Origin of the sequence: Gelidibacter algens (assembly GCF_001678675.1) — a bacterium.
Classification (GTDB): Bacteria; Bacteroidota; Bacteroidia; order Flavobacteriales; family Flavobacteriaceae; genus Gelidibacter; species Gelidibacter algens.
Map to the genome: position 1 here is coordinate 1 of NZ_LZRN01000044.1, position 26,105 is coordinate 26,105.

Consider the following 26,105-nt stretch of genomic DNA (forward strand, 5'->3'; position numbering starts at 1 on the left):
AAATCATTAATGTCCGATAAAAATTAAACCGGCTTGATTTTATTTTTTATCTATATGATTTTCAGTGCTTTGATTTATATCTTTCGTTTTTTTTGAAAAACAGGTCACAGATTAAATACTAGTTGTTCTGATTCAGCTTTGTCAATTATCCAATCCTTTTCGGGGTTTTCCAGAAATCTCATCAAATTGATGTAATTGAAAAGGTGGATTTTGCAGAAGCTGACCAAATTTGAAAATGCCCAACTGCGCTTCAATCTCTTTTTAACCACTGCCAATAGCAGATTGACTATCAGAACACAATAAATTTGTATTTTAATTGCATTTTCATTATCTCCCAAGAAATATTTCAATGGAAAATTCTGTTTCAGCTGTTTAAACAGTATTTCTATTTGCCATCTTATTTTGTACAGGGCAGCAATTAAATCGGCGCGCAAGTCAAACAAATTAGTTAAAAATTCAAATTCTCGTTTGTTTACGCGGTCATAAAACGTCACTTTCCTCAATCTTAATTTCGATATTTCCTTGCCTTTTTTTACATCAACTTCAATAATTTCATCTTCTAAAACTCCGTTATGGATCCGTTCCCCAATATCTAATTTTTCGATACTTAGATACGATGCGTTGTCTTTTATGCGAGTTACAAATCCTGTTTTATGGGCTGTAAAATGCTCAAAAGCCTTGTAATCATTATATGCCTTATCAAAAACATAAATGGTGTTCTCATCGCATTTTAGCTTTTCTAAAAATTTATGATCGTGTGTTTTGGCTTCACTGAACCAGACCAAGCTCGGTACGATTTCATCTGCGTTGATAACAGAATGTACTTTTATTCCCCCTTTTCTTTTTCCGCTTTTTGGATTTCTGCCAACGCAACCCATAATGTCCCTAAAAAGGCTAATTGTTGAACTGTCGAAAATTTTGACCTGCTTTATTATGACATCTTTAATGCGGCTGTCCGATAAGAAACCACCATACTGTTTGAGCAATTGATGATAGATATTTTCAAAGACCAAAACATCCCTTTTCTTGTTTGCATCAGATAAAGTACTCCTTTTGGGAATATGGTTTAGCTGAAAACTACTCGTTTTTCCCGATAGACCCAGCATTGCTCCAGATATTTCACGCAATGACGTGCACTTTGAGAACGAACAGAAAAGCATACTTATCAAATGGTCCTTTGTGGTAAATCGCTTGGTGTAACGGTCTGAATCACATTTCTTGACCTCTCTTCTTATCAAAGAATCATCTATTAAAGAAATCAGCTGTCCGAAAACAGATTTACTGGAAAAATAATTACTTTTACTCATCGTATTTTAGTTTTTTGCAACTCCAAATTACGATTTTTTAAGAAGCCATTCATTTGGCTTCTTTTTTTATCGGACAACAATGAATAAAAATATAAAATATGTTATGGCATTTTCAAATAATAATTCTAACAAGTTAATTGAAGAAAATATTCAGAAAATAAAATCAAGCATTGCAAAATTCTCTGTAATTCAAACATCTAGTGAAATGAGACAAAATTATTTCGAATTATTATTTGCACAAATTGAACATTAATTACCCGTTAGATCTCGCGTCTCCCCCCGCTAGCGCTCGTTTGTAACGAGTGCCCGCAAAGTGTCCATAATAAAAATCAAACATCAAAACCAAAACATTTATACAGTTCCAATCAATACCAACAAGTTGTATTTTAGTGCTATGAGCCGAAACTATAAATTGCATAGTAAAGCAAAACTTTTTCAGCTTAATCCACAACGCTCATCCATAAAAAATTTCCATTGGATACTTCGGTTCGATTTGTGCCAGTGATTTCGGTTTCATAGTGCCAGGCATTTCGGTTCAAACTGTGCCACTTTTGCCTGTGTGGTAAAAGTCTATATCGGTTCGATTTGTGCCACAGTTCGACCTCGCTCACCGCCCCGCTAGCGCTCGTTTGCAACGAGTGCCCGCAAAGTGTCCATAATAAAAATCAAACATCAAAACCAAAACATTTATAAAGTTCCAATCAAAACCAACAATTTGTATTTTAGTGCTATGAGCAGAACGTAAAAATTTAATAATGAAGCAGGTCTCTATTTTGTGACACATCAATAGTGTGCGTAAGCTGTGAGAAAATATATTTACCAATTTGAAAAACATGAAAATAGTTAAAGTATTTATTTATTTTATCATATGTATTTTAACAACTAGCTGTGCCACTGGTAAAGCCGTAAAATATCTTAAAGAAGGAAAAACAGCTGAAGAAAACTTTAAAGTTACTTTACCCTTCGAGATAAAAAATGGATACATCATCGTAGAAGTAAAAATAAAAAACAAGAATTATAATTTTATTCTAGACACAGGAGCACCAAATGTGGTATCAAAAGAACTTGCTGAACGTTTAAATTTAAAAGTTATTGATTCTGTAAATGTCTCTGATGTCTTTGATCAATCAAAAAATACTAAATATACAAGACTAGAAACAATTGAAATTGGAACACTAAATTTTATTGGAACAGTAGCTTTAATCACCGATTTTAACTCCATACCAGTGTGGTCTTCTCTTAATGTTGACGGATTTATTGGATCAAATTTAATGCAACACGCTATTTGGGACTTTGATTTCAATAAAAAACAAATTACTATAACTGACAATGAATCAAAATTAAGCTTACCTGAAGACATAATTGAGAATAAGTTGTTTATTGGTTATGCAGGAATACCTGCTATCGCCTGTAAAATAAATGGAAAAAAAGTTTGGAATTTTACTGTGGATTTTGGTTATAATGGAGGAATCGTCATACCATTTTCTGAATTTGAAAAGCAAAAAGAAGATGGGAAAATTTCAGATTTCACAAAATCTGAAACGCACGGTGTTATCGGAATTTATGGAAAACAAGATATCACAAGGGAATCATATAAAGGAATAATTAATGACATAGCATTCGGGAATTCTACTCTAAAAAAGGAAAAGGTATATTCAGAGCAATATTTTAATCAATTGTTTGGCTTAGATTTTTTTTAGAAATTATCGGGTCATCCTAAATTGGAAAAGTAAAAAGATCAAGCTGATAGCAAATAATGAAAACGCAAATTTGAAATATAAAGCCTACGCACAACACGCTATACTTTATTGCCACAATCTAACCTATTAATCGTGTAAATAATGCCAAAATTAAAGTTAAAATGAAATACACTGAATTTAATATTGACGCAAATAAAATAGAATTCTTAAATTCTAAATTCGGATTAGAACGTGTGTTAATAAACGGAAAGAAAATATCAAGTAAGTTTTCAATAACTGGAATTGCGCACAAATTCAAACTGAACTCAAAAGATTACATTCTAAAATCTAAGTATACATTATTTGGGACCAGAGTGATTAATATTCAACTCTCTGAAAATGGAAAGCTAATCGATACGAAAGCTATCGAAATAAATAAAAAGCAACACATCTATTGGATGGCTTTTGGAATATGTGTTGGTTTGCTTGGGTTTGAATTAGGAAAACTTCTGCTAGAAAATATCGGTTGATAAAAATGAATTTAGAAGCTCCCCCGCTAGCGCTAGTTTGCAACGTGTGCCCACAAAAATTAGCAAACACATTTGAAACCCCTAACATTTAGAGCGTTCCAAACAAGACCAACAATTTGTGTTTTAGTGCTATGAGCCGAAACTATAAATTGCATAGTAAAGCAAGACTTTTCAGCTTAATCCACAACGCTCATCCATAAAAAATTTCCATGGCAAAACCACAATTCCACCACCTCCACATCATTTAATCTCCCTTTAACAACTATTAATTCTGTTTTACTTATTTTTAAGTTTTGTACATCCGTGCGCACAATGGGTAGGATCAAAATGACGTTGAATGGAAAAAGATATCGAAAGCGAAAAACCAAAGGCAATTAAAGAAACTAAAGGCACTCTCATAGCCGATATGTATTATATGGTTGAAGACTGGATGCGTCCTTCTCCTAAACGCCCAAAATTTTTACAAGTGATTCTTTTCATAATTAAACTGCCTGCATTAGTTGTTCTTTTGGCGGTTTCCCCTATCCTGCTGTTGTTCATGTTTATTACTTTGATTGTAGCGTTATGAAATGGCAGGAAGCGACTTTCGGTTTAGGGCTCATTTCGAGTTTGTTATTTGTTTTGCATCAATATCTTCAATTCATAGCGCAAATTAGTATGCCTTTCTTTGACAAGTATTTGGACCCAGCGTTGATGATGCCAATATTGTTGCACTTACTTGTTTGGGAACGCAGGCTGATCTTTCGCGATACATCCAGTCGTTTGCCGGAAAGTTATATTTTCGGTTACTTTTTGTTGGCCGTGATTTTCGGGGAATTGGTGTTCCCCTATTTAAGCGACAAGTTTATAGCGGATTATTGGGACATTCTTTCCTATGCTTTGGGAAGCTATGCTTATGCTATTGCACAACGAATTTCCAATTCGCAAAGCAGAATGCTCTGAACAAATTCTTTAGTAAACCGAACATCAACGCGAGATAATACTAAAATCCCCCGCTAGCACTAGTTTGCAACCAGTGCCCACAAAAATTAGCAAACACATCTAAAATCCCTAACATTTAGAGCATTACAAACAAGACCAACAAGTTGTATTTTAGTGCTATGAGCAGAAAATCTAAATTTCATAATAATCCAGGCATAAGTGGTTTGGTGACCAACCCGATCCATTACCACTATTCAAGTACCAAAAAGTATCAGGACAACCAGTCTGCTCTAAAATTGACGATCCTGGGTTTATGGGATGGCCTTTAATTAATGACACATGTATTGGGCACTCGTTACAAACGAGCGCTAGCAGAGGAACTTTTTTTTAAAAAAGTTCTCAATGTTCCGTAAAGAAAAACGATATTTATAAATGAAACCTTTAACCCAGAAAGGTCAACCTATTTCAGGACAAGACAAAAAATAGAACTATGAATAAAGCAAGAGTTTTAGGAATACTATTATTTATTTTAGGATTTTATTTAATGTATAAAAGTCATAACTCAGAATCTGGTTTCCTTATTAATGCCTTGATTGGAGCTCTTACTGCAGCAGGATTTTTTTTTAGCTGCTTTTGGAAATTTGAAGTTCAGAAATTAAATTCAAATATTTTGACAAATTACAATTTGACTTTCACCCGCTAGCGCTCGTTTACAACGTGTGACCACAAAGATTGTCAACCATATAAAACCAAACAATCTACCCCGCTAAAATAATTACGACCAACATAGACAATTTGCATTTTAGTGCTATGAGTAGCAAATATGAATTCCAAAATGAAGTAGGTCTTTATATTGTTTCATTCGCCACCGTATATTGGATAGAAATATTAATAAGAGAGGTTTGTGCTCATCTTTAAAATGATGTCACCAGATCGTTTTATTCGCCCACTTAATTGTTTTAAGAGCTCATGATGTGCTTCGCAGTTGCTCATATACTGCAAAGTTTCACGTAAATTTGCACTTGGAAGGGTTAGGGCTTTAGTACGCACTGCGCCACACACAAAAACGGTACTGATAATTGTAAAAAATCATGAGTAAAAACAATCATTACGAGAGTAACGAATTAATTGACAGGTTACCAAAACATTTAAAACAATTTATTAAGCCTCAAAACTATGACCATTACACGCCTATCAATCAAGCGGTATGGCGTTATGTGATGAAAAAGTGTGTGGATTATCTGGCTGATGTGGCACATGAATCTTATTTGCATGGACTGGAACAGACCGGAGTTAGTGTTGAACGAATTCCAAGTATGTACGGAATGAATCGTATCCTTAAAGAAATCGGGTGGGCAACCGTAGCGGTAGATGGGTTTATCCCTCCAAATGCGTTCATGGAATTTCAGGCGAACAAAATACTGGTTATAGCTTCTGATATAAGGCAATTGGAACATATTGAATATACGCCCGCACCTGATATTATTCACGAATCTGCGGGTCATGCACCAATTATTGCCAACCCAGATTATGCCGAATACTTGAGACGTTTAGGAGCTATTGGAGCTAAAGCCATTCTTTCCAAGCACGATATGGACATATATGAAGCGGTAAGAGAATTATCAATTCTAAAAGAAGCCGTAGGAATTAGCCAAGAAAAAATTGCTATTGCAGAAGCCAAGGTCAATGAACTCCAAAATATGAAAGTGGAGCTTTCTGAAATGGGTCAGATAAGAAATTTACAATGGTGGACGGTTGAGTATGGTTTAATTGGAGATATTGACGATCCTAAAATTTATGGCGCTGGATTATTATCGTCTATTGGAGAAAGCAAATCATGTCTTAGTAATAGTGTGAAGAAAATTCCGTATTCTATTGCAGCAGCTTATCAAGAATTTGATATCACCAAATCGCAACCACAATTATATGTTACTCCTGACTTCTCTTATTTAATGCTTGTATTAGAACAGTTTTCTAATACCTTAAGTATCCGAAAAGGAGGACGTAAAGGCTTACAAAAACTCATTGATTCCCAATTGATAGGAACTATAGAGTTAAGTACAGGTTTGCAAGTGTCTGGTAAATTTTCAAAAGCCTTATTTAATGACGATAATGAAGTCATCTTCTTTAAAACAGAAGGACCTACTGCTTTGGCATTTCGGGAAAAAGAATTGATAGGTCATGGCATTGACTCTCATAGTCATGGATTTAGTTCACCGCTTGGGAAATTGAAAAACATCAATCTGGCAATTGAAGATATGGGACCTGTAGATTTGAAAGCCTACAACTTTTATGATGGGAAATGGCTATCATTTGAGTTTGAAAGTGGCATAAAAGTCGAAGGACTCAATGTGACCGGCATTAGAAATGTATATGGAAAATTGATGCTTATCCAATTAAATGACTGTACAGTAACCTATAAAGAGGAGGTATTATTCTTACCTGAATATGGTTTGTTTGATATGGTTATCGGAAAAGAAATTATAGCTGCATTTTCAGGTACTGCTGATAGTAACTCGTTCCCTAATTTGTATGAAGTATCTCCTATTAAAACCATAAAACAAATAGAAACTGAATCTCAGCGACATTTAGAGGAACAGTATGCTATAGTAGCAGAAATGAGAACGAATGGATTAGAAGATGACACGGTTTTAGCAGAATTGTTTAACCTACTAAAAGATAACTATCCAAAAGAATGGTTGCTACACCTTGAAATTTTGGAAATTACGAACGATGAGAATTTAGCACTTTCAATTCACTCACATTTAGCAAAAACAATAGAGAAATTCCCCAATCTAAACCTATTGATTACTGATGGGATACAAATTATCAAAAAAACAATCACCAACAAAACTTAAACTGAACTAAAGCGCAGTTTAGCAAAACCATTATATAAAACAGGTACATCTGCTAAAGAAAATAAGCATTTCAAAAAAGAAGAAACAGCGCATCTCAGATCTATTGTATAAAAACTCAAAAAGCGAAACTTGGTTTAATTGAACTAGGATAATGTTTCGAAAGATCGGCACTCGTTGCAAACGAGCGCTAGCCCTATTTTGCAAATGTTAAGTGCCAAGCACCCTAGCGTCCAAATCCAACAATCCTTTCCGAATAACCTTGATATCTGCAAACCGTTCGTGGTTTGGATTGATAAGGATATTATTCTCATGAGGCAAGACTGCGGAAGGCATCCTTATGGCCAAATCACTTCTGGATAGCAACCAACTCGAACCAAAATCCTGCGTGGCGACCAAAGGTGGGTTGTGACGCCAATCCTGTCTTAAAATGGTATTTGAAGACTTTGTAGCAATCAATTCGTCAGGTACTTCCAATTCGATGAAGCCAAAATCCTGATTGATAAATTTGAAATCCATATGCACTAAAAGTTCCAGAACACACAAAGACAAAAACTGCGAGCAATACAGCATATTGTAACCTTTTTTATTCCAGCGACCACCATAAAGTCGTGCTCCTTCTCCACTCAAATCGGATAAGTAATCGTTTTTGGCAATGCGAAAAATCCTCATAACCCCTTATGAATAAACCCCTTGCTCAATACGCCCCAAAGCATCTTTGATTAGCGTAGTGCCAAAACTCGTATCGAGATAATCGATCGGTTTTTGATAATCGAGATGTCTCACTTCTGAATGTAGCCAAGATGTAAATGCATCGAGCGAACCCAACACATCAATACCTCGTGAAATGACTTCGGCAATTTCCAAAACCTGCTCTGTGGAATTGATGTTTAGCAAATCGGAATCGTTTTTTCGCTGAATAGTACGATGTGAGATGTGTAATAACTGACTCATTTTTTCCATAGAAATGGACAAAATGGTACTCAAAGTTTGAATGATCGATTTTGGCAAACCTTTACGTGATATCTCAATGAGATCGATATCATTATTAATTGTATAACCAACAGCAACACTGCCTCCCAAAACACTGACCATGCGTTGGTATTTATTTTGAAGACCACAAAAAGCTTCGGGCTCTTGAGCCAAATTTTGAATGATAACTTCGGATGTTGATTTCATATTCACGACATTTGACATAAATATAGGTATTTTTGTCATATCATAAAAGTAAATTTATTTATTTAACTCAAAATTTTGAACATATCAGCTAAAAAGCGTGATAAGCATTTGACGTCCTATAGGACAAGCTAATCACACAAGTGAGAAATGGAATCGTTAGTTTAATGACATGAGATAAACTTCATAAGATCCCGCTAAAAAGCGGGATAAGCCCTTCGACTACGCCCAGGACAGGCTAATCACACAAGTTTTGAGAAATGCAATCATTAGTTTAATGACATTGAGATAAACTTAAAAAGATCCCTCGACATGCTCGGGATAAGCGACTCACACAAGTTTCGCGAAAAGCGAAACTTGGTTCGCTGCTTACATATTTCTCCTATACTGCCCACCAACCTCAAATAACGCCTCCGTAATTTCACCTAAAGAGCACACCTTACAAACCTCCATCAAGGCCTCAAAAATATTCTCGTTATGAATGGCTCTTTGCTGCAAATCTTTTAACAAGGCAGTAGTGTCATTTGCTTTATGAAGATTCTCCAAGGTTTTAATTTGAAATTTTTTCTCTTCCTCAGTGGCACGAATGACTTCTTTTGGTTGTATCGTCGGCGATCCTGTACTACTTAAAAAGGTGTTTACCCCAATGATTGGAAATTCGCCGTTGTGCTTTAACGTCTCATAATACAAGCTTTCTTCCTGGATTTTACTACGTTGGTACATGGTTTCCATCGCGCCAAGCACGCCACCTCTTTCGGTAATGCGGTCAAACTCCAACAACACGGCTTCTTCCACCAAATCGGTCAGTTCTTCAATGATGAAGGAGCCTTGGATTGGGTTTTCATTCTTGGCCAAGCCTAATTCTTTATTGATGATCAACTGAATGGCCATGGCACGACGCACAGATTCTTCCGTAGGCGTTGTGATGGCTTCATCATATGCGTTTGTATGCAAGGAGTTACAATTGTCATAAATAGCATACAGCGCTTGCAGCGTGGTACGGATATCATTAAAATCAATCTCTTGGGCATGCAAACTACGCCCAGAGGTTTGGATATGGTACTTCAACATTTGCGCTCTCGGATCAGCACCATATTTATTTTTCATCGCTTTGGCCCATATTTTACGAGCCACCCGACCGATAACCGCATATTCTGGATCAATCCCGTTGGAGAAAAAGAACGACAGGTTGGGACCGAATTTGTTGATGTCCATCCCTCTACTTAAATAATACTCCACATAGGTAAAGCCGTTAGACAAAGTCAAGGCCAATTGGGTAATTGGATTGGCTCCAGCCTCCGCAATATGATAGCCAGAAATAGACACTGAGTAGAAATTACGGACATTATTTTCAATGAAATATTCCTGTACATCGCCCATCAATCGCAAGGCAAATTCCGTAGAAAAAATACAGGTGTTTTGGGCTTGATCTTCTTTTAAAATATCCGCTTGCACGGTACCACGCACTTGGGCAATCGTTTTGGTTTTGATGTCTTGGTAAACGGCGTCTGGCAATACTAGATCGCCAGTAACGCCTAAAAGCATTAGACCAAGGCCATCATTACTCTCTGGCAACTCGCCTTTATAGCTTGGTCGCTCAACAGCCTTATCTTTATAAATTTTGGCAATCTTGTCCTCCACCTCTTTTTCCAATCCGTTTTCCTTGATGTACAATTCACACTGCTGATCAATGGCGGCATTCATAAAGAAGCCCAGCAACATTGGCGCAGGACCATTGATGGTCATACTGACCGAGGTCATGGCGTGCGACAAGTTAAAGCCGGAATACAGCTTTTTGGCATCATCCAAACAGCAGATGCTTACCCCTGCATTTCCGATTTTCCCATAAATATCAGGTCGGAGATGAGGATCGTTTCCGTAAAGTGTGACGCTATCAAAAGCGGTCGACAAACGTTTGGCAGGCAAACCGGCACTCACATAATGAAAACGTCGGTTGGTTCTTTCCGGCCCACCTTCACCAGCAAACATACGTGCAGGATCTTCACCAGTTCTTTTAAAAGGATATAATCCGGCAGTAAACGGGAATTCGCCAGGTACATTTTCTTGAAGCACCCATCTTAAAATATCACCCCAAGCTTGGTACTTTGGCAGCGCTATTTTTGGGATTTGGGTATGGGAAAGCGACTCGGTATGGGTTTCTATCTTAATTTCCTTATCTCTAACTTTAAAGGAATAGATCGGATCTTTATAGGTGTTGACTTTTACGTCCCAGCCGGTGATCACTTCCCAATTATAAGGGTCGAGGTTTAACTTGACACGGTCGAATTCGCCCACCAATAATTTTATAAAATCTTTATTTTCGTCGTTCTCTGAACTGACAGATTTGCTTTCTATCCCTGCTTTGTCTAATTCTGGCGTGTGCCCGATAACCGATTCGATAGTTTTGTAAATACCGTAGAGCTTTTGTGCCACCTCCACTTGGTCATCAGCGGTTTTATCGTAGGCACGGTTGCTTTCTGCAATTTCAGAAAGGTAACGTGTTCTTGAGGGCGGAATGACAAAAATCTTTTCACTCATTTCTTCTGAAATGGTAAAGGTGGATTTTAAATCGGCATCCGTTTTTTTAACAACTTCGTCCATGATCGCCTTGTAAAGCGTGTTCATTCCTGGATCATTAAATTGTGAGGCAATGGTTCCAAAAACTGGCAGATCACTCTGATCAACGTCCCACAATTGGTGGTTGCGCATGTATTGTTTTTTGACATCGCGCAAGGCATCCAAAGCACCGCGTTTGTCAAATTTGTTGATGGATACCAAATCCGCAAAATCGAGCATATCGATTTTTTCCAACTGGGTGGCGGCACCAAACTCCGGCGTCATCACATACAGAGCCACATCAGAATGTTCAACAATTTCAGTATCCGATTGACCAATTCCGGAGGTTTCCAAAATGATTAAATCGTATTCGGCAGCTTTCAACACCTGAATGGCTTCATTGACATATTTGGAAAGTGCCAGATTAGATTGGCGCGTGGCCAAACTTCGCATATACACCCGCGGACTATTGATGGCATTCATCCGGATCCGATCACCCAAAAGAGCACCACCTGTTTTACGTTTTGAAGGATCTACCGAAATCAAGCCCACGGTTTTTTCAGGAAAGTCAATTAAGAATCGGCGTACCAACTCATCTACTAGAGATGATTTTCCAGAACCTCCAGTACCCGTTATTCCGAGAACTGGAGCCTCCTTGCCCTTTGGGCTTTTCTCCACAGAAGAAAAAAGATTCTCAAAGGTATCATGTGCGTTTTCTGCAAAGGAAATCAATCTTGCAATTGTAGTGACGTCTTTATCTTTTAACGACTCCTCAATTCCCTTCCCTTTGGGAAGGATTAGGGATGGGCTTTCATAATCAGAGGTTTTTACCAAATCATTGATCATGCCTTGCAAACCAAGTTCCCTACCATCATCTGGTGCATAAATTCTAGTAATTCCATAATCCATCAACTCCTTGATTTCTTCTGGAAGAATGACACCACCACCACCACCAAAAATCTTGATGTGGCCGGCACCTTTCTCCTTCAACAAATCATACATATATTTAAAATACTCGTTATGCCCACCTTGGTAGGATGTCAAAGCAATAGCATTTGCGTCTTCTTGAATGGCCGTGTTGACCACTTCTTCCACGCTCCTGTCATGACCCAAATGGATCACTTCAACGCCCGTGGATTGAATGATGCGACGCATGATATTGATAGCAGCGTCATGGCCGTCAAAAAGAGACGCCGCAGTGACTATTCTAACTTTATGTTTTGGTTTGTATGGTGTTACTTGTATCATTTATAAAAATTGTAGTTATACCTCTTGCAAATTTACAGATTTTATAAAAGAAGTTCGCCAATATTATGATTAGTTTAAATGAGCGAGCGGGTTGCAGCAACATCAGATGCTATGCAATTATGCACATTTATAAACATACTTAGTTCTTCCCAATCGGGAAACAGATAAATCACAAAACTCAGATTGCACTTCAAAACCTTGACCGAAAACTCATTATTAGAACTATTTGATTTATTTTTGGGCTCACTAAAAAAAATTCTATGAAAAAGTCGCTATTTGTGTTGTTTGCTATATTTACCTTACATTCTTGTGCAGAATTGCAGGAGGTGGTTAATTCTCTACCCCAACAAGGCGGCGTTTTAAGTAATGCTGATATTGCCTCTGGTTTAAGACAGGCGCTTGATTTAGGAATTGAGAAACAAGTTACCAAACTGACCCAAACGGACGGTTTTTATAAAAATGAGCTCGTTAAAATCCTTTTGCCTGCCGAGTTGCAGAAAGTAGATAAAGGCTTGCGCGATATCGGGTTGGGCAATTTGGCAGATGAAGGTCTGAAAGTACTCAATAGAGCTGCTGAGGATGCGGTTAAAGAAGCAACTCCAATATTTGTGAATGCCGTTAAGGAGATCACTTTTGCTGATGCTAAAAACATTCTTTTAGGAACAGACGATGCCGCAACACAATATCTGACCTCTAAAACGAAAACGTCTTTATATGATAAATTTCATCCTGTAATCAACACGTCCTTTGCGAAGGTTGGCGCGGACCAAATTTGGCAAAATTTGATCAATAGATATAATGCAATTCCATTTACAAGCAATGTCAATCCAGATTTGACGGATTACGTAACCGAAGAAGCCCTAAAAGGTGTGTATACGATGATTGCTGTGGAAGAAAAAGAAATCAGAAATAAAGTAGGCTCAAGAACAACAGAGTTGTTGCGAAAAGTGTTTGCGCTACAAGATTAATTTATAAGTTAATCCATTGCTAATACTTACATAACATACGTGTTTAAAATTAGGTTTAGATTTGTGTAACCAAATTAAAGAGTGCGCTGTTAACTTTATTTTGGCAATTGAGAGAGTTAGTTAGTAAGTCGGTTGATTAATCCAATCGACTTTTTTTTTACCCCATTACAATTTTAACTTGTTGCCTTCCAATATTTTAGATATATTGACCTTTCTAATTGTTGTAGTCATGAAAACTTTAATGCAGATTAAAACGCACCAACTCAAACTACAATTGCGGTATAAGCAACTTATTGAACAAGCCTACAACCTTCGTCAAACAGATCACGCTCTAAGTGACATCTCAGAGTATAAAGCTATAAAGCTTTTAAACAAATTGAACCGTTTGAAATATTTAAGCCGCGATTCAACACGTCAAAGGTTAACTTGAAAAATTACCAAATAATTAACGTTACCAACCCATCCTTAGGCAGTTATTGACCGTATATATAGTTCAAATCATGAACCTATGAATAGACAATTTTGCAAAGTCGGAAAAATCAAGTTTAGCCTCGATGAAGTTTTGAACTTGAAAGAAGTTGAAAATAATTATTTGAAGTTTACTGAAGAAGCTTATAATTCTCTACAGACAGATGCCAGCCTAAGCGACTTTTTATACCATGAAGCTTCCAAATTAAGAAAAATTATACTGAATTTAAAAAATTCCAAAAACGATGCTATTGATGCAGCGTTTTAAAATAATCAAACGCTTTCAATAATCGAGAACCATACCAAGAGAACATTTCGCCATCAACTATGAGTATGGTAGCCTTGGGGAAATAGGACTGAAGTGTTGGTCTGTGTTTTTCCGTGAATGGAAATGGCTCACTTGATAGTAGTACTAATTCTGCTCTTTCTGGCTGTACTTTTGTGAGTTTGACTTCCGGATAACGTTCCAAGTTTCCATAATAATTCTCAAAACCACTTACGCGCAGCATCTCGTCTATAAAAGTCTCCTTACCCACTACCATCCAGGGTTTTTTCCAGATAAAGTATGCTGTACTTTTTTTAGGCTTACTTCTTATAAACTCCGCAAATTCCAGTCTTTTCTCAGAGATACCTTTAACGATGCTATCGGCGTTCTGTTGTTTCGAAAACAACTCTCCGTAGCGCTTTATGAGTTCTAAAGCATCATCCAGGGTATTGACATCACTAATATGGACAGTGGCTATTTTTTCGAGCTCCTGAATCATTTCTTCTGTATTCTCTTCTTTGTTGCACAAAATAATGTCAGGTTGCAGCGCTTTTATCTTATCAAAATGGACTTGCTTTGTACCACCAACGACAACTTTTTTATCCTTGAGATGACGGGGATGGACGCAGAATTTAGTGATGCCCACAAGCGCATCTTCAAGATCCAAATCGACTAAAAGTTCGGTTTGTGAAGGCACTAAGGAGACAATCCGCGCTGGAGTTTTATCTATGGTGATAGGTCTGTTGAGTTGATCTTTAAATTCCATTATGAGATTGTCAAGTCGGTCCTCTTCGCAAAGACATTAATTATTCAATATTACGGCCATTTCCTGTTGTAATTCCTTTGCTTTTTCAGCAGCAGCTTCAGCAAAATTCTCATCATTTGAAGCGTAAATAATACCTCTTGAAGAATTGACCAACAAACCAACAGCAGCATTCATTCCGTATTTACATACTTCTTTTAAGTCACCTCCCTGCGCTCCTACGCCCGGCACCAACAAGAAACTGTTTGGGATAATTTTTCTGATGTCTGCAAAATACGCTGCCTTCGTAGCTCCCACAACATACATGAGGTTCTCAGAATTTTTCCATGATTTTGAGGTTTCCAACACCTGTTTATAGAGTTCTCTACCGTCTACAGCTTTTGTTTGAAAATCGAAAGCGCCTTCATTGGACGTCAACGCCAAAAGAATGGTGTGTTTATCCTTAAATTCTAAAAACGGTTCTACAGAATCCTTGCCCATATAGGGCGCCACAGTAACACTGTCAAAACCTAAATCTTCAAGAAATGCTTTGGCGTACATGCGGCTTGTATTGCCAATATCGCCACGTTTGGCATCTGCTATCGTAAAAATTTCAGGATGGTTGGTATTGAGATATTGAATGGTTTTTTCGAGAGATTTCCATCCCTTTAGTCCGTAGGCTTCGTAAAACGCTGTATTGGGCTTGTAAGCCACACATAAGTGGTGGGTAGCATCAATGATTGCCTTATTAAAAGCAAAAATCGGATCCTCTTGAGTCAGTAAATGCGGCGGAATCTTTGTTAAGTCAACATCCAATCCAATACAAAGAAAGGAGTTCTTCTTTTTTATTTGTGCAGTGAGTTGTTGTGTTGTCATGAATTTCCTCCTTAATCCTTCCTCCTTAATCCTCCGAAGGAGGAAACTGTTGTGTGATTACTCTTATTCCTCCTTAATCCTCCGAAGGAGGAAACTGTTATGTGATTACTTTATTCCTCCTTAATCCTCCGAAGGAGGAAACTGTTGTGTGATTACTCTTATGTGATTACTCATAGTAAAATATTAATAAGCCCCCATTTGAGTGTCCTTTCCTTCGGAAAGGAGTCAGGATAGGATCAAATCACATCCGTATTAGCCTTTAACTTTTGAGTGTTTTCAGCCAATTGAAGTTCATCAATAATACGCTGTATATCGCCATTGACAATATTACCCAAATCATAAAGCGTTAGACCCACTCTATGGTCTGTAACACGACCTTGTGAATAATTATAGGTTCTGATCTTAGCACTTCTATCTCCGGAAGACACCATAGAGCCACGTTTTTCAGCATCTTCAGCATTTTTCTTGGCAAGCTCCATATCATATAAGCGCGAACGCAATACTTTAAATGCTTTCTCTTTATTCTTGTGCTGTGATTTTTGATCCTGACATTGTGCCACCAATCCTGTAGGAAGGTGAGTCAAACGCACTGCAGAATAGGTCGTATTTACCGATTGCCCACCTGGACCCGAAGAACAGAAAAAATCAATCCGTACCTCCTTTGGATTTATTTCCACATCAAACTCTTCAGCTTCAGGAAAAACCATCACTGTGGCCGCACTGGTGTGCACGCGCCCTTGAGTTTCCGTTTGTGGCACACGTTGCACGCGGTGAACGCCTGCTTCAAACTTCATGGTGCCATAAACATCATCTCCCAAAACCTCAAACTGGATTTCCTTATAGCCGCCATTGGTACCTTCACTATAGTCTACAACATCAACCTTCCATCCTTTGCTTTCGCAATATTTGCTATACATTCTGAATAAATCTCCAGCAAAAATACTGGCCTCATCACCCCCTGTACCTGCACGAAGTTCCATCACTGCATTTTTAGTATCCTCAGGATCTCTAGGAATCAATAAAAAGCGGATATCATCTTCAAGCTTTGGAATACCTACTTTAGCGTCTTCATATTGTAACTTGGCCATTTCTACCATTTCTGGATCGCTACCACCCGCTAAAATTTCTTCGGCTTCAGCCAAATTGTTAGTCAATTCTAAATATTCCTCACGCTTGTCCATCAACTTGCGCAAATCTTTATATTCTTTATTCAGTTCTACATAACGCGTTTGATCTTTCATGATATCTGGCTGGATAATCAAATCGCTGACCTCATCAAAACGCTGCTTTACTATTTGTAACTTGTCTAACATGTATGGTTTAATTGTGATGCAAAAGTACGATAATTTCTTAATTGTGAATAGGGTATTTTTACTACAGCTTAAAGAAATTTGGCGTAGAATACAGAATTATTGTCGTTAAAAAAATAAAAATTTTAAATACTTCGTTTCGATATTATGATGCAGCGCTTAGGAGCCATATTTTTATTCTACAAACCATTTTTTTTATGGTCTATGGCTATCAATATTCTAATCCTCTTTGCCAATCCCTATATTTTACCAACTATTATCACCAAACTTCTCCTCACTTTTTTCGTTTGGTATTTAGTACATGAAACCAGCGCCAACCGTAAATTGATTTTCTATAAGAATTTAGAAATTTCTACATGGCGCCTATTTTCAACACTTTTTTTAATTGATATCGCAATAACCATTACCTTTCTGCTCCTAATGAAAGCCTTTGTATGATTATTGAATTGGACAGTGTTGAGTTGTATTTCGACAAACGTCGGATTTTAAATGGCATCTATCTAAAAGCTGAAACTGGAAAAATTACAGGGCTTTTAGGACGCAACGGCTGCGGGAAGAGTTGTTTGCTTCAAATACTTTTCGGGTCGTTACACCCAAAATATAAGTTTATTAAGATTGATGGCAAACCAATGCTAAAGCCACTCTATTCTCAACAGAATTCAGCGTACTTACCACAACATCATCTAGCACCAGACCATTTAAAAATCAAAACCCTTTTTCAACTTTTACTGCTGGATTGGAAAGCATTTATAAGCCATTTTGAGAGTTTTTCACCGTACTACAATTCTAAATTGAATCAGATTTCCGGTGGCGAACGCCGCGTTATTGAAACCTATGCGGTGTTAAAACAAGCGGGTGATATCATTTTGCTGGACGAACCCTTCTCCAATATTGCGCCGTTGTATGTGGAAACAATAAAACAACTCATAAGCGCTGAAAAAGCACAGAAAGCCATCATTATCACCGATCATTATTATAGGGATGTCATTGACATTTGCGATGAACTCTATCTCTTAAGTAATGGATGTACTAAAAAAATTGAAAATTTGGAAGAACTTGAAGATTACAATTATCTCAATCTTGGTAGTTTATAAACGCAAAAAAGGAGGCTAAAAGCCTCCTTTCTATATAGGTATTAAAATGTTATCCACACTTTGAAGAACCACAGTCCTTACAGGTCAAACAGCCTTCTTGATAGATAAGATTTTCAGATTTACAGCTGCTGCAAACTTGTCCTTTAACTTGTGTCCCATCTTCAACATAGCGTTTTAAAGCTCTTACCACACCGTTCTTCCAGGTATTGATAGACTCGGTATCAAGCTGCAAACTATTGATCAAGTCTACAATTTTATCAATTGGCATGCCGTGACGCAATGTGCTTGAGATCAACTTGGCATAGTTCCAATATTCAGGGTCAAATTTATGCGAGAGTCCTTCAATAGTGGTCTTATATCCTCTGATATTTTTATATTGGAAGTCGTAGCGTGAGCTGCCATCTTCATTTCTATTCTTGATAATCACGCCTTCATTTGCCCAACGCGGAATCATAATACCGTCTTCATCATCAGCCAATCCGGTGAAAATTTCATAAGGTTTTCCATTGATCAATCCGATAAATGCAATCCATTTTTCTTTGTTATTCTGGAATCTGACCACATCAGCTTCCAAAACTTGCGGACGTTTTGTCGGGAATGTTGTCAAGGTTTCTTGATCCTCATCCTTTTTCTCCTCATTTGAGATCAACACTCCAGAACGTGAGCCATCTCTATATACAGTAACGCCTTTACAGCCTGCTTCCCATGCTTCCATATAGAGTTTTCCTACCAAATCTTCAGTAGCATCATTAGGCAAGTTTATGGTGACACTAATGGAGTGGTCTACCCATTTTTGAACGGCCCCTTGCATAGACACTTTACTCATCCAATCCACATCATTGGAGGTTGCTTTATAATACGGTGATTTTTTAATTAAGACATCCAAGTCCTTTTGAGGATAATTCTTAGAAGTATCGTAACCGTTGACTTCCATCCATTGTTTGAATCTGTGATGAAAAACCACATATTCTTCCCATGAATCTCCAACCTCATCTACAAAATCTACCCGCGCGTCCTTATCATTAGGATTCACCTTACGGCGTCTTTTATAAACAGGCATAAATACAGGCTCAATACCAGAAGAGGTTTGCGTCATCAAACTTGTGGTGCCCGTTGGAGCAATAGTCAATAATGCAATGTTACGACGACCAAATTCGGTCATGTCATAATATAGTTTTTCATCAGCAGCTTTTAAACGCTGAATGAATGGGTTGTTTTTTTCACGCTCTACATCAAAAAATGCAAAAGCACCACGTTCTCTAGCCAAATCAACTGAAGCACGATAGGCGGCAAGCGCCAAAGTTTTGTGAACTTCTACAGAAAACTCATTTCCTTTTTTACTTCCGTATTGAATGCCCAAACCAGCAAGCATATCCCCTTCTGCAGTAATGCCCACGCCAGTTCTTCTACCTTCTTTTGCTTTTGTTCTGATATTTACCCATAAATTTCTTTCGGTTGCTTTAACCTCATCAACTTCAGGATCAGCATCAATTTTCTTTAAAATGACATCAATTTTTTCCAATTCCAAATCGATGATGTCATCCATAATGCGTTGTGCAAATGCGACGTGTTTTTTGAAAAGCTCAAAGTTGAACGTAGCTTCTTTTGTAAAAGGCTGCTCAACATAAGAGAATAAATTAATGGCCAATAATCTACAAGAGTCATAAGGACAGAGCGGAATTTCGCCACATGGATTTGTAGAGACCGTTTTATACCCTAAATCAGCATAACAATCTGGGACAGATTCATTGATGATGGTATCCCAAAACAAAATTCCAGGTTCAGCAGATTTCCATGCGTTATGGACAATTTTTTTCCAGATCCCGTTGGCCTCAATAGTTTTTGAAAACTTAGGGGCCTCACTAAAAATAGGATATTTTTGAGTGTATTGGCTATTAGATTTTACAGCCTTCATAAAATCGTCATCGATTCTTACAGAAACGTTGGCACCTGTAACTTTACCTTGTTCTAATTTGGCATCAATAAAATCTTCAGCATCTGGATGATTGATAGAAACTGAAAGCATTAAGGCGCCTCTGCGGCCATCTTGAGCAACTTCTCTAGTGGAGTTTGAATAACGTTCCATAAACGGAACAATACCCGTGGAAGTTAAAGCTGAATTCTTAACTGGCGAACTTTTTGGACGGATGTGAGATAAATCATGGCCCACCCCACCGCGACGCTTCATCAATTGCACCTGCTCCTGATCAATCTTCATAATCCCACCATAGGAATCAGAATCGCCTGAATTGCCAATAACGAAACAATTGGAAAGAGAAGCAATTTGAAATGGGTTACCGATGCCTGCCATTGGGCTACCTTGTGGCACAATATATTTGAAGTCTTTGATGAGATCAAAAACCTCTTGTTCTGACAGTGGATTTTGATATTTTGATTCAACGCGTGCAATTTCTTTTGCGATTCTCGTGTGCATAGCGTCTGGTGTTAATTCGTAAATATGGCCTTGAGAATCTTTGAGCGCATATTTGTTCAACCAAACTCTTGCCGCTAAATCATCATTCTTAAAATAATTTAGGGCAGCTTTAAAAGCTTCTTCTTGAGTGTAGATGGTGGTTGGAGTGATGAGGGTGTCAACTTTCATTTAATTTAATGCTTTTATGGATTGGAAAAATATCTTTTGAAAGGTTAAAGTAACAAAAAATAAACAACCTACAACATGATTAAAATCACAAAGTTTACACGAAGTACATGCTAAATTATTGTATTATAGATAGTTAACAATTTATCAACAGTAGAAAGTTGACAAATTCTCAAAACAAGGGTAGATATTTAAAATTTAGAAATCAATGGCAACACCAACGCCCAAAATTTGCTTCCATTGCACCTTGGCACCATTTTCAGCATAGGTATCTTTGATGTCAGTAGGAGTCAAAATCTTGATATCATCATCATATTTCAAATGAGATCCTAACGATGCTTTTACGTATTGGTTCACCTTAAAATTGAAATTGACCAACCAATCGACGTCCACGTTACCAAAACTGTTGATATAATCCGTATACAAACTGATCTTGCTGGAAACATTGATATTCTCAAACATTTCAGTCTCAAAATAATTGGTAATCAAAATTCCTAATTCATTTCTTATCATTCTACCATCTCTGATCTTATTGCCCGCATCATCATATACTGCAGGCTCCACACCAAAAGCACCCTTATCAGCCAAACCACGATCTAAAACATAGGTTGTTTTAACTGTCAATGGAGAAAAATAAAAAGAAAATTTTTCCATATTTTTTCCATACTCAGCACCCCCTCCAACAAACAAATATCCAGGGGCCATAAATTTTGATATTGCCCGTTCTCGGTTTGGATAATTATACCCATTGGTAAACTGCGTCCTGAAATTAAATTGTGCGGAGAAAAACCAATTGGTCAATGAATCTTTTCTATAACCCATATTAGAGTCAAACTCGATTATATCTTCAGTTTTTCTCAATTCTTGGTCCTCTTGCTTGTTGACACCGTAACGTATCTTTCCTCTGGTTCCCCAATAAAGGTTTTCATATTTATAATTGAGCGAAGAATCTAGACCCAACAACGCAGAAATAGAATTACTCCCTCCGGAGTTCCAATTGACAAAGGTCACTTCACTAATATCAACACCAGCTCTATTTTTTTGAACCCATTTTGGTTTCACTAAAGCAGCGATAGAATCAGCCTTATAAGCCGCAATAATTTGAGCCTTTGCTACTGCCAGGTCAATTGCTAAGGTGTTCGTCTTTTCAGCAGCTATCAACATAGCCTTTGCTATAACCAAGGAATCTGCCTTTGCAACCGCAACGGAATCCTTCTCTTTGCCAGTTGTTTGACCGTTTGAAAATTGGCACAGCAATACCATGCACATCATAAAAATCTTTCTCATTAAGTAGGTGATTAATGTTTAGACCAGCTTTTAATACTTAAAGACTCCAAATTCGCTTTCAATGGTCAACTGCTTTTTAGCGGCATTTTCCACCCTACCCACTATTTGCGCCTCCACATTAAAAGATCTTGAGATCGCAATCAGATCATCAGCAATGGCTGGCGACACATACAGCTCCATACGGTGACCGCAGTTGAACACTTGATACATTTCCTTCCAATTGGTATTGGACTGTTCTTGAATCAATCTGAATAACGGAGGAATTGGAAATAAATTATCTTTTATGATATGAAGGGTATTGACAAAATGAAGAATTTTGGTCTGAGCTCCACCACTGCAGTGGACCATGCCATGAATATCATTCGAATTATATTTTGATAAAATCTTACTAATTATTGGCGCATAAGTACGCGTTGGAGAAAGAACGAGCTTACCTGCATTTAAAGGCGAACCATCAACAGCATCAGTCAATTTTACGTTTCCAGAATACACCAAATCCTCTGGTACGGAGACATCAAAACTTTCAGGAAACTTTTCAGCCAGATACTTATGAAAAACATCGTGGCGTGCAGAAGTAAGCCCATTGCTACCCATACCGCCATTATATTCGTGCTCATAGCTTGCTTGCCCTGACGAGGACAGCCCAACAATAACATCTCCAGCTTTAATATTGGCATTATCGATTACGTCAGTACGCTTCATACGTGCTGTAACTGTAGAATCGACGATAATGGTGCGCACCAAATCACCCACATCTGCAGTTTCACCGCCTGTAGAATGAATAGTTACCCCAAATGTTTTCAATTCAGCTATTAATTCTTCAGTACCATTTATGATAGCCGAAATGACTTCACCTGGAATTAAATTTTTATTTCTTCCAATTGTAGAAGAGAGCATAATATTATCTGTAGCACCCACACACAATAGATCATCAATATTCATGATCAACGCATCTTGCGCAATGCCTTTCCAAACAGAAATATCGCCAGTTTCCTTCCAGTACATATAGGCCAATGATGATTTTGTACCTGCACCATCAGCGTGCATGATCAAACAATACGCTTCGTCATTAGTGAGGTAATCAGGAACGATTTTACAAAATGCCTGAGGGAACAGACCCTTATCAATGTTTTTGATCGCATTGTGTACGTCTTCTTTAGAAGCGGAAACACCTCTTTGCGCATATCTTTTACTTATGTCTTGACTCATAGCTTTTATTGCAAACGCAAAAATAGGGATTGTATTTTAGTTTTCCCCGATAATCGAATTTGAATTACTGGTGGTGATACAAAATGAAGACTTTAAATTCTTTAGCAGAACTCAATTAGTTCAATACTCTACAGCAGCGAAATCAAAATGGAGTTGCCATGTTCAATTGTGTTATGATTTCACAGCTCAATCAAGTCACAAAATCTCATTGTATAAAAAAACGTGCAATTCAACAAGCCTTTTTAATGATTCCATAAAATGTTATTATGTTGTGAAGAGATTCGCAAAAACGAAAAAAGGACAACTAATTTTAGAAATTAGTTGTCCTTTTCCGTCTTCTATATGTGATTTAAAAATGAACCTTCTTCAAAAGAATCTTTGCTTAAAATGCAAGTTTCGTATCGTTTTGTAATCCATCTTTGATAATCACTACAGAATCTTGCTTCACCTCCGGAGCATCATTCGCGTCATCTTGAGAGAACAAGAAGGTCGCAAATGCTAGAGCCGCGAGGCTTAGAATAAGTTTTTTCATCTTAATAATTATTGATTAATAGCATTACAAATCTATGAAATAAGACACTGATTCTAAAGGTTTAAGAGCCTTATTATCTTAGTTCTTCAATAATTTCGATTAGATGCATTTTATCAAGGTGAAATACATTCTTACAAGGATAGCGATACGTAAACCTACGTATGAATCTTTTTATTTACGACTAATGCAATGAAAAAAACCTCTAACTAAAGAGGTTTTTGACAATTATATCCTAATAATGCATTATAAATTAATTTGTAAATAGCAATTCACGATACTTTGTCATTGGCCAAAGTTCATCATCTACCAACAATTCCAATTTATCACAGTGGTAACGAATACTATCAAAAAGTGGCTTTACCTTAAAACAATAATCATGTGCTTTCTTTTCAAAATCCTCTATAAGGTTGGCTGTTCTTCTTTCATCTGTCATTCTGGTAACATCAGAATTAATTGAAGAAATATGACCCGAAATATCCTCGATCAAATTCAATTGCTCTTGCGCAAATTTCTTGAATTCAGAGCCGTAAATTTCTTTTAACCCTTTCACATTTTCTATCAGTATATTCTGATATCTCACCGCAACCGGAACAATATGGTTGCGCGCAATATCACCAAGAACACGGCCTTCAATCTGAATACGCAAAACGTATTCTTCCATTTCAATTTCGTAGCGCGCCTCAGACTCTATCTTGTTCATGACGCCCATATCTTCAAAAAGCTTTATGGATTTTTCAGACACTTTTACTTTTAAAGCTTCAGGAGTAGTTCTATGGTTGCTTAAGCCTCGCTTTTTGGCTTCCTTTTCCCAAGCGTCGCCGTAACCATTGCCTTCAAAGAGGATGTTTTTGGATTTTTTGATATATTCTCTCAATACATTGAAAATGGCGTCATCCTTTTTCATTTCTTTTTTCTTGATCAATTTATCCACTTCCGCTTTAAAATCAATCAATTGTTTTGCTACAATGGTATTTAGAACAGTCATCGGGTTTGCACAGTTTGCAGTAGATCCGACAGCCCTAAACTCAAATTTATTTCCCGTGAAGGCAAAAGGAGAAGTTCTGTTTCTATCTGTATTATCCAATAGCACATCTGGAATTTTCCCTACGACGTTCAATTTAAGATCGGTTTTTTCCTCTGGAGATAATTTGCCATCGGTTACATTTTCCAATTCATTCAGCACATTTGTCAATTGCTCTCCAATAAAAACAGACATGATTGCTGGTGGTGCCTCATTGGCTCCCAAACGGTGATCGTTACTTGCTGAGGCTATTGCAGCCCTTAGCAACTCTTCATTGTCATTTACCGCTTTGATGGTATTTATAAAGAAGGTTAGGAACTGTAAATTGCTCATTGGTGTTTTACCCGGGCCTAACAAATTAATGCCAGTATCAGTGGTTAAACTCCAATTGTTATGTTTTCCGGAGCCGTTGACACCAGCAAATGGCTTTTCATGGAACAACACTTTAAAATTATGACGGTCTGCAATCTTATCCATAACATCCATCAATAACGAATTATGATCTACCGCCAAATTGGCTTCTTCATAAATAGGCGCCAACTCAAACTGGTTTGGTGCGACTTCATTATGTCTTGTTTTAACCGGAATGCCCAACAGCATAGATTCAATTTCCAAATCGCGCATATACGCTAAGGCTCTTGCAGGAATCGAACCAAAATAATGGTCATCCAACTGCTGTCCTTTTGCTGCCGTGTGGCCCAATAAAGTCCTTCCCGTCAATACAATATCGGGTCTTGACGCCGCTAAAGCACTGTCAATCAAAAAGTATTCTTGCTCCCAACCTAATGAGGAATTTACCTTTTTTACATTCTTGTCAAAATATTTACAAACGGCAACCGCAGCATTGTCCATAGCATATAGTGCTCTTAACAATGGCGTTTTATAATCTAAAGCCTCTCCCGTATAAGCCACAAATACCGTTGGAATACATAATGTCGTACCATATATATAAGCAGGAGAAGTTGGGTCCCATGCTGTGTAGCCGCGAGCTTCAAACGTATTTCTAATACCTCCGTTAGGAAAACTTGACGCATCAGGCTCTTGTTGGACCAACTGTGTGCCTCCAAACTTTTCAATAGCCAATCCATTTCCAATAGTCTCAAAGAAAGCATCGTGTTTTTCAGCAGTAGACCCCGTTAATGGCTGAAACCAATGCGTATAATGCGTCGCCCCTTTTGAAATAGCCCATTCCTTCATTCCTGTAGAAATGTGATCAGCCACAGAACGGTCTATCTTTGAACCATTGTCAATAGCAGACATCACACTGTTGAAAGCTTCTTTGGTAAGAAACTGTCGCATGGTGGATTCGTTAAAAACATTGGCACCAAAAATTGCAGAGCGGCGTTCAGTTTCCTCAATAACAACGGGTTTGCGGTCGAGAGTTTGTTTAATTGCGTAAAAACGTAGAGTTGACATAATTTATATATTTGGTTAAAATTATGCCACAAAAATAAAAAAAAAT

The 26,105-nt window shown here is 37.5% G+C and carries 22 protein-coding genes; 10 read left to right on the top strand and 12 right to left on the bottom strand.

The features are described 5' to 3' along the window. Window positions 1–104: 104 nt before the first annotated feature. Window positions 105–1,307: an IS4 family transposase gene (locus A9996_RS16020; protein ID WP_066429769.1), complete on the bottom strand. Its 1,203-nt coding sequence runs from the start codon at window positions 1,305–1,307 to the stop codon at window positions 105–107. Window positions 1,308–2,140: 833 nt separating this feature from the next. On the opposite strand from A9996_RS16020, the gene A9996_RS16030 reads away from it, so the two are divergent. The 6 genes from A9996_RS16030 (at window position 2,141) to A9996_RS16055 (ending at window position 7,295) form a co-directional block, all read left to right on the top strand. Beyond that, complete coding sequence (locus tag A9996_RS16030; protein ID WP_066437419.1) at window positions 2,141–3,007, top strand: retropepsin-like aspartic protease; 867 nt, start codon at window positions 2,141–2,143, stop codon at window positions 3,005–3,007. A gap of 161 nt (window positions 3,008–3,168) precedes the next feature. Further along, entirely contained in the window at window positions 3,169–3,516 is a 348-nt protein-coding gene (locus tag A9996_RS16035) for a hypothetical protein (protein WP_066437425.1), read from the top strand. Window positions 3,517–3,853: 337 nt separating this feature from the next. Further along, a complete protein-coding gene (locus tag A9996_RS16040) occupies window positions 3,854–4,084 on the top strand; it encodes a hypothetical protein (protein ID WP_066437426.1) in 231 nt (76 codons plus the stop codon). After that, window positions 4,081–4,458 (top strand): hypothetical protein, encoded by a 378-nt coding sequence (locus A9996_RS16045; protein WP_066437428.1) that lies wholly within the window; start codon window positions 4,081–4,083, stop codon window positions 4,456–4,458. Before A9996_RS16040 ends, A9996_RS16045 begins: the two co-directional genes overlap by 4 nt. Window positions 4,459–4,927: 469 nt before the next feature. Further along, entirely contained in the window at window positions 4,928–5,140 is a 213-nt protein-coding gene (locus A9996_RS16050) for a hypothetical protein (RefSeq protein ID WP_066437431.1), read from the top strand. A 388-nt stretch (window positions 5,141–5,528) separates the two neighbouring features. Next, entirely contained in the window at window positions 5,529–7,295 is a 1,767-nt protein-coding gene (locus A9996_RS16055; protein ID WP_066437434.1) for an aromatic amino acid hydroxylase, read from the top strand. 207 nt (window positions 7,296–7,502) lie between these two features. Here A9996_RS16055 and A9996_RS16060 read toward each other — a convergent pair whose 3' ends face one another. From A9996_RS16060 to A9996_RS16070, 3 genes are all read right to left on the bottom strand, one after another. Next, window positions 7,503–7,964, bottom strand: a complete 462-nt coding sequence (locus tag A9996_RS16060; protein ID WP_066437435.1) for an RES family NAD+ phosphorylase — start codon at window positions 7,962–7,964, stop codon at window positions 7,503–7,505. 6 nt (window positions 7,965–7,970) lie between these two features. Next, window positions 7,971–8,471, bottom strand: a complete 501-nt coding sequence (gene parS / locus A9996_RS16065; protein ID WP_066437485.1) for a type II RES/Xre toxin-antitoxin system antitoxin — start codon at window positions 8,469–8,471, stop codon at window positions 7,971–7,973. 366 nt (window positions 8,472–8,837) lie between these two features. Beyond that, complete coding sequence (locus tag A9996_RS16070; RefSeq protein WP_066437439.1) at window positions 8,838–12,272, bottom strand: methylmalonyl-CoA mutase family protein; 3,435 nt, start codon at window positions 12,270–12,272, stop codon at window positions 8,838–8,840. 260 nt (window positions 12,273–12,532) lie between these two features. On the opposite strand from A9996_RS16070, the gene A9996_RS16075 reads away from it, so the two are divergent. The 3 genes from A9996_RS16075 to A9996_RS16085 all read left to right on the top strand — a co-directional run bounded on the left by A9996_RS16075 (window position 12,533) and on the right by A9996_RS16085 (window position 13,976). After that, window positions 12,533–13,240, top strand: a complete 708-nt coding sequence (locus A9996_RS16075; protein WP_066437442.1) for a DUF4197 domain-containing protein — start codon at window positions 12,533–12,535, stop codon at window positions 13,238–13,240. Between the two features lie 241 nt (window positions 13,241–13,481). Next, window positions 13,482–13,670, top strand: coding sequence for a Lacal_2735 family protein (locus A9996_RS16080; RefSeq protein WP_245905357.1), 189 nt, complete (start codon window positions 13,482–13,484; stop codon window positions 13,668–13,670). 78 nt (window positions 13,671–13,748) lie between these two features. Beyond that, window positions 13,749–13,976 carry a hypothetical protein gene (locus A9996_RS16085; protein WP_066437445.1) on the top strand — a complete coding sequence of 76 codons (228 nt, stop codon included), beginning with the start codon at window positions 13,749–13,751 and terminating at the stop codon, window positions 13,974–13,976. On the opposite strand, the gene A9996_RS16090 is transcribed toward A9996_RS16085, so the two are convergent. From A9996_RS16090 to prfA, 3 genes are all read right to left on the bottom strand, one after another. Then, entirely contained in the window at window positions 13,957–14,739 is a 783-nt protein-coding gene (locus tag A9996_RS16090; protein WP_066437447.1) for an ABC transporter substrate-binding protein, read from the bottom strand. The two genes, A9996_RS16085 and A9996_RS16090, sit on opposite strands and share 20 nt — an antisense overlap. A 36-nt stretch (window positions 14,740–14,775) precedes the next feature. Further along, complete coding sequence (gene pyrF, locus A9996_RS16095) at window positions 14,776–15,591, bottom strand: orotidine-5'-phosphate decarboxylase (RefSeq protein WP_066437449.1); 816 nt, start codon at window positions 15,589–15,591, stop codon at window positions 14,776–14,778. Between the two features lie 236 nt (window positions 15,592–15,827). Beyond that, a complete protein-coding gene (gene prfA, locus A9996_RS16100; protein WP_066437452.1) occupies window positions 15,828–16,904 on the bottom strand; it encodes a peptide chain release factor 1 in 1,077 nt (358 codons plus the stop codon). A 431-nt stretch (window positions 16,905–17,335) separates the two neighbouring features. Between prfA and A9996_RS16110 the strand changes: the two genes are divergently transcribed. Further along, window positions 17,336–17,995 (top strand): ATP-binding cassette domain-containing protein, encoded by a 660-nt coding sequence (locus tag A9996_RS16110; RefSeq protein WP_066437455.1) that lies wholly within the window; start codon window positions 17,336–17,338, stop codon window positions 17,993–17,995. Window positions 17,996–18,044: 49 nt separating this feature from the next. Here the strand turns inward: A9996_RS16110 and A9996_RS16115 are convergent, their stop codons facing one another. From A9996_RS16115 to A9996_RS16130, 5 genes are all read right to left on the bottom strand, one after another. Further along, a complete protein-coding gene (locus tag A9996_RS16115) occupies window positions 18,045–20,597 on the bottom strand; it encodes an adenosylcobalamin-dependent ribonucleoside-diphosphate reductase (RefSeq protein ID WP_066437458.1) in 2,553 nt (850 codons plus the stop codon). 195 nt (window positions 20,598–20,792) lie between these two features. Next, window positions 20,793–21,881, bottom strand: coding sequence for a DUF3078 domain-containing protein (locus tag A9996_RS16120; protein WP_245905356.1), 1,089 nt, complete (start codon window positions 21,879–21,881; stop codon window positions 20,793–20,795). A 30-nt stretch (window positions 21,882–21,911) separates the two neighbouring features. Further along, window positions 21,912–23,090, bottom strand: coding sequence for an AIR synthase related protein (locus A9996_RS16125; protein ID WP_066437461.1), 1,179 nt, complete (start codon window positions 23,088–23,090; stop codon window positions 21,912–21,914). Between the two features lie 382 nt (window positions 23,091–23,472). After that, window positions 23,473–23,622 carry a hypothetical protein gene (locus A9996_RS19965; protein WP_157487237.1) on the bottom strand — a complete coding sequence of 50 codons (150 nt, stop codon included), beginning with the start codon at window positions 23,620–23,622 and terminating at the stop codon, window positions 23,473–23,475. Between the two features lie 250 nt (window positions 23,623–23,872). Then, window positions 23,873–26,059 carry a glutamine synthetase III family protein gene (locus A9996_RS16130; RefSeq protein ID WP_066437464.1) on the bottom strand — a complete coding sequence of 729 codons (2,187 nt, stop codon included), beginning with the start codon at window positions 26,057–26,059 and terminating at the stop codon, window positions 23,873–23,875. Window positions 26,060–26,105: the final 46 nt, after the last annotated feature.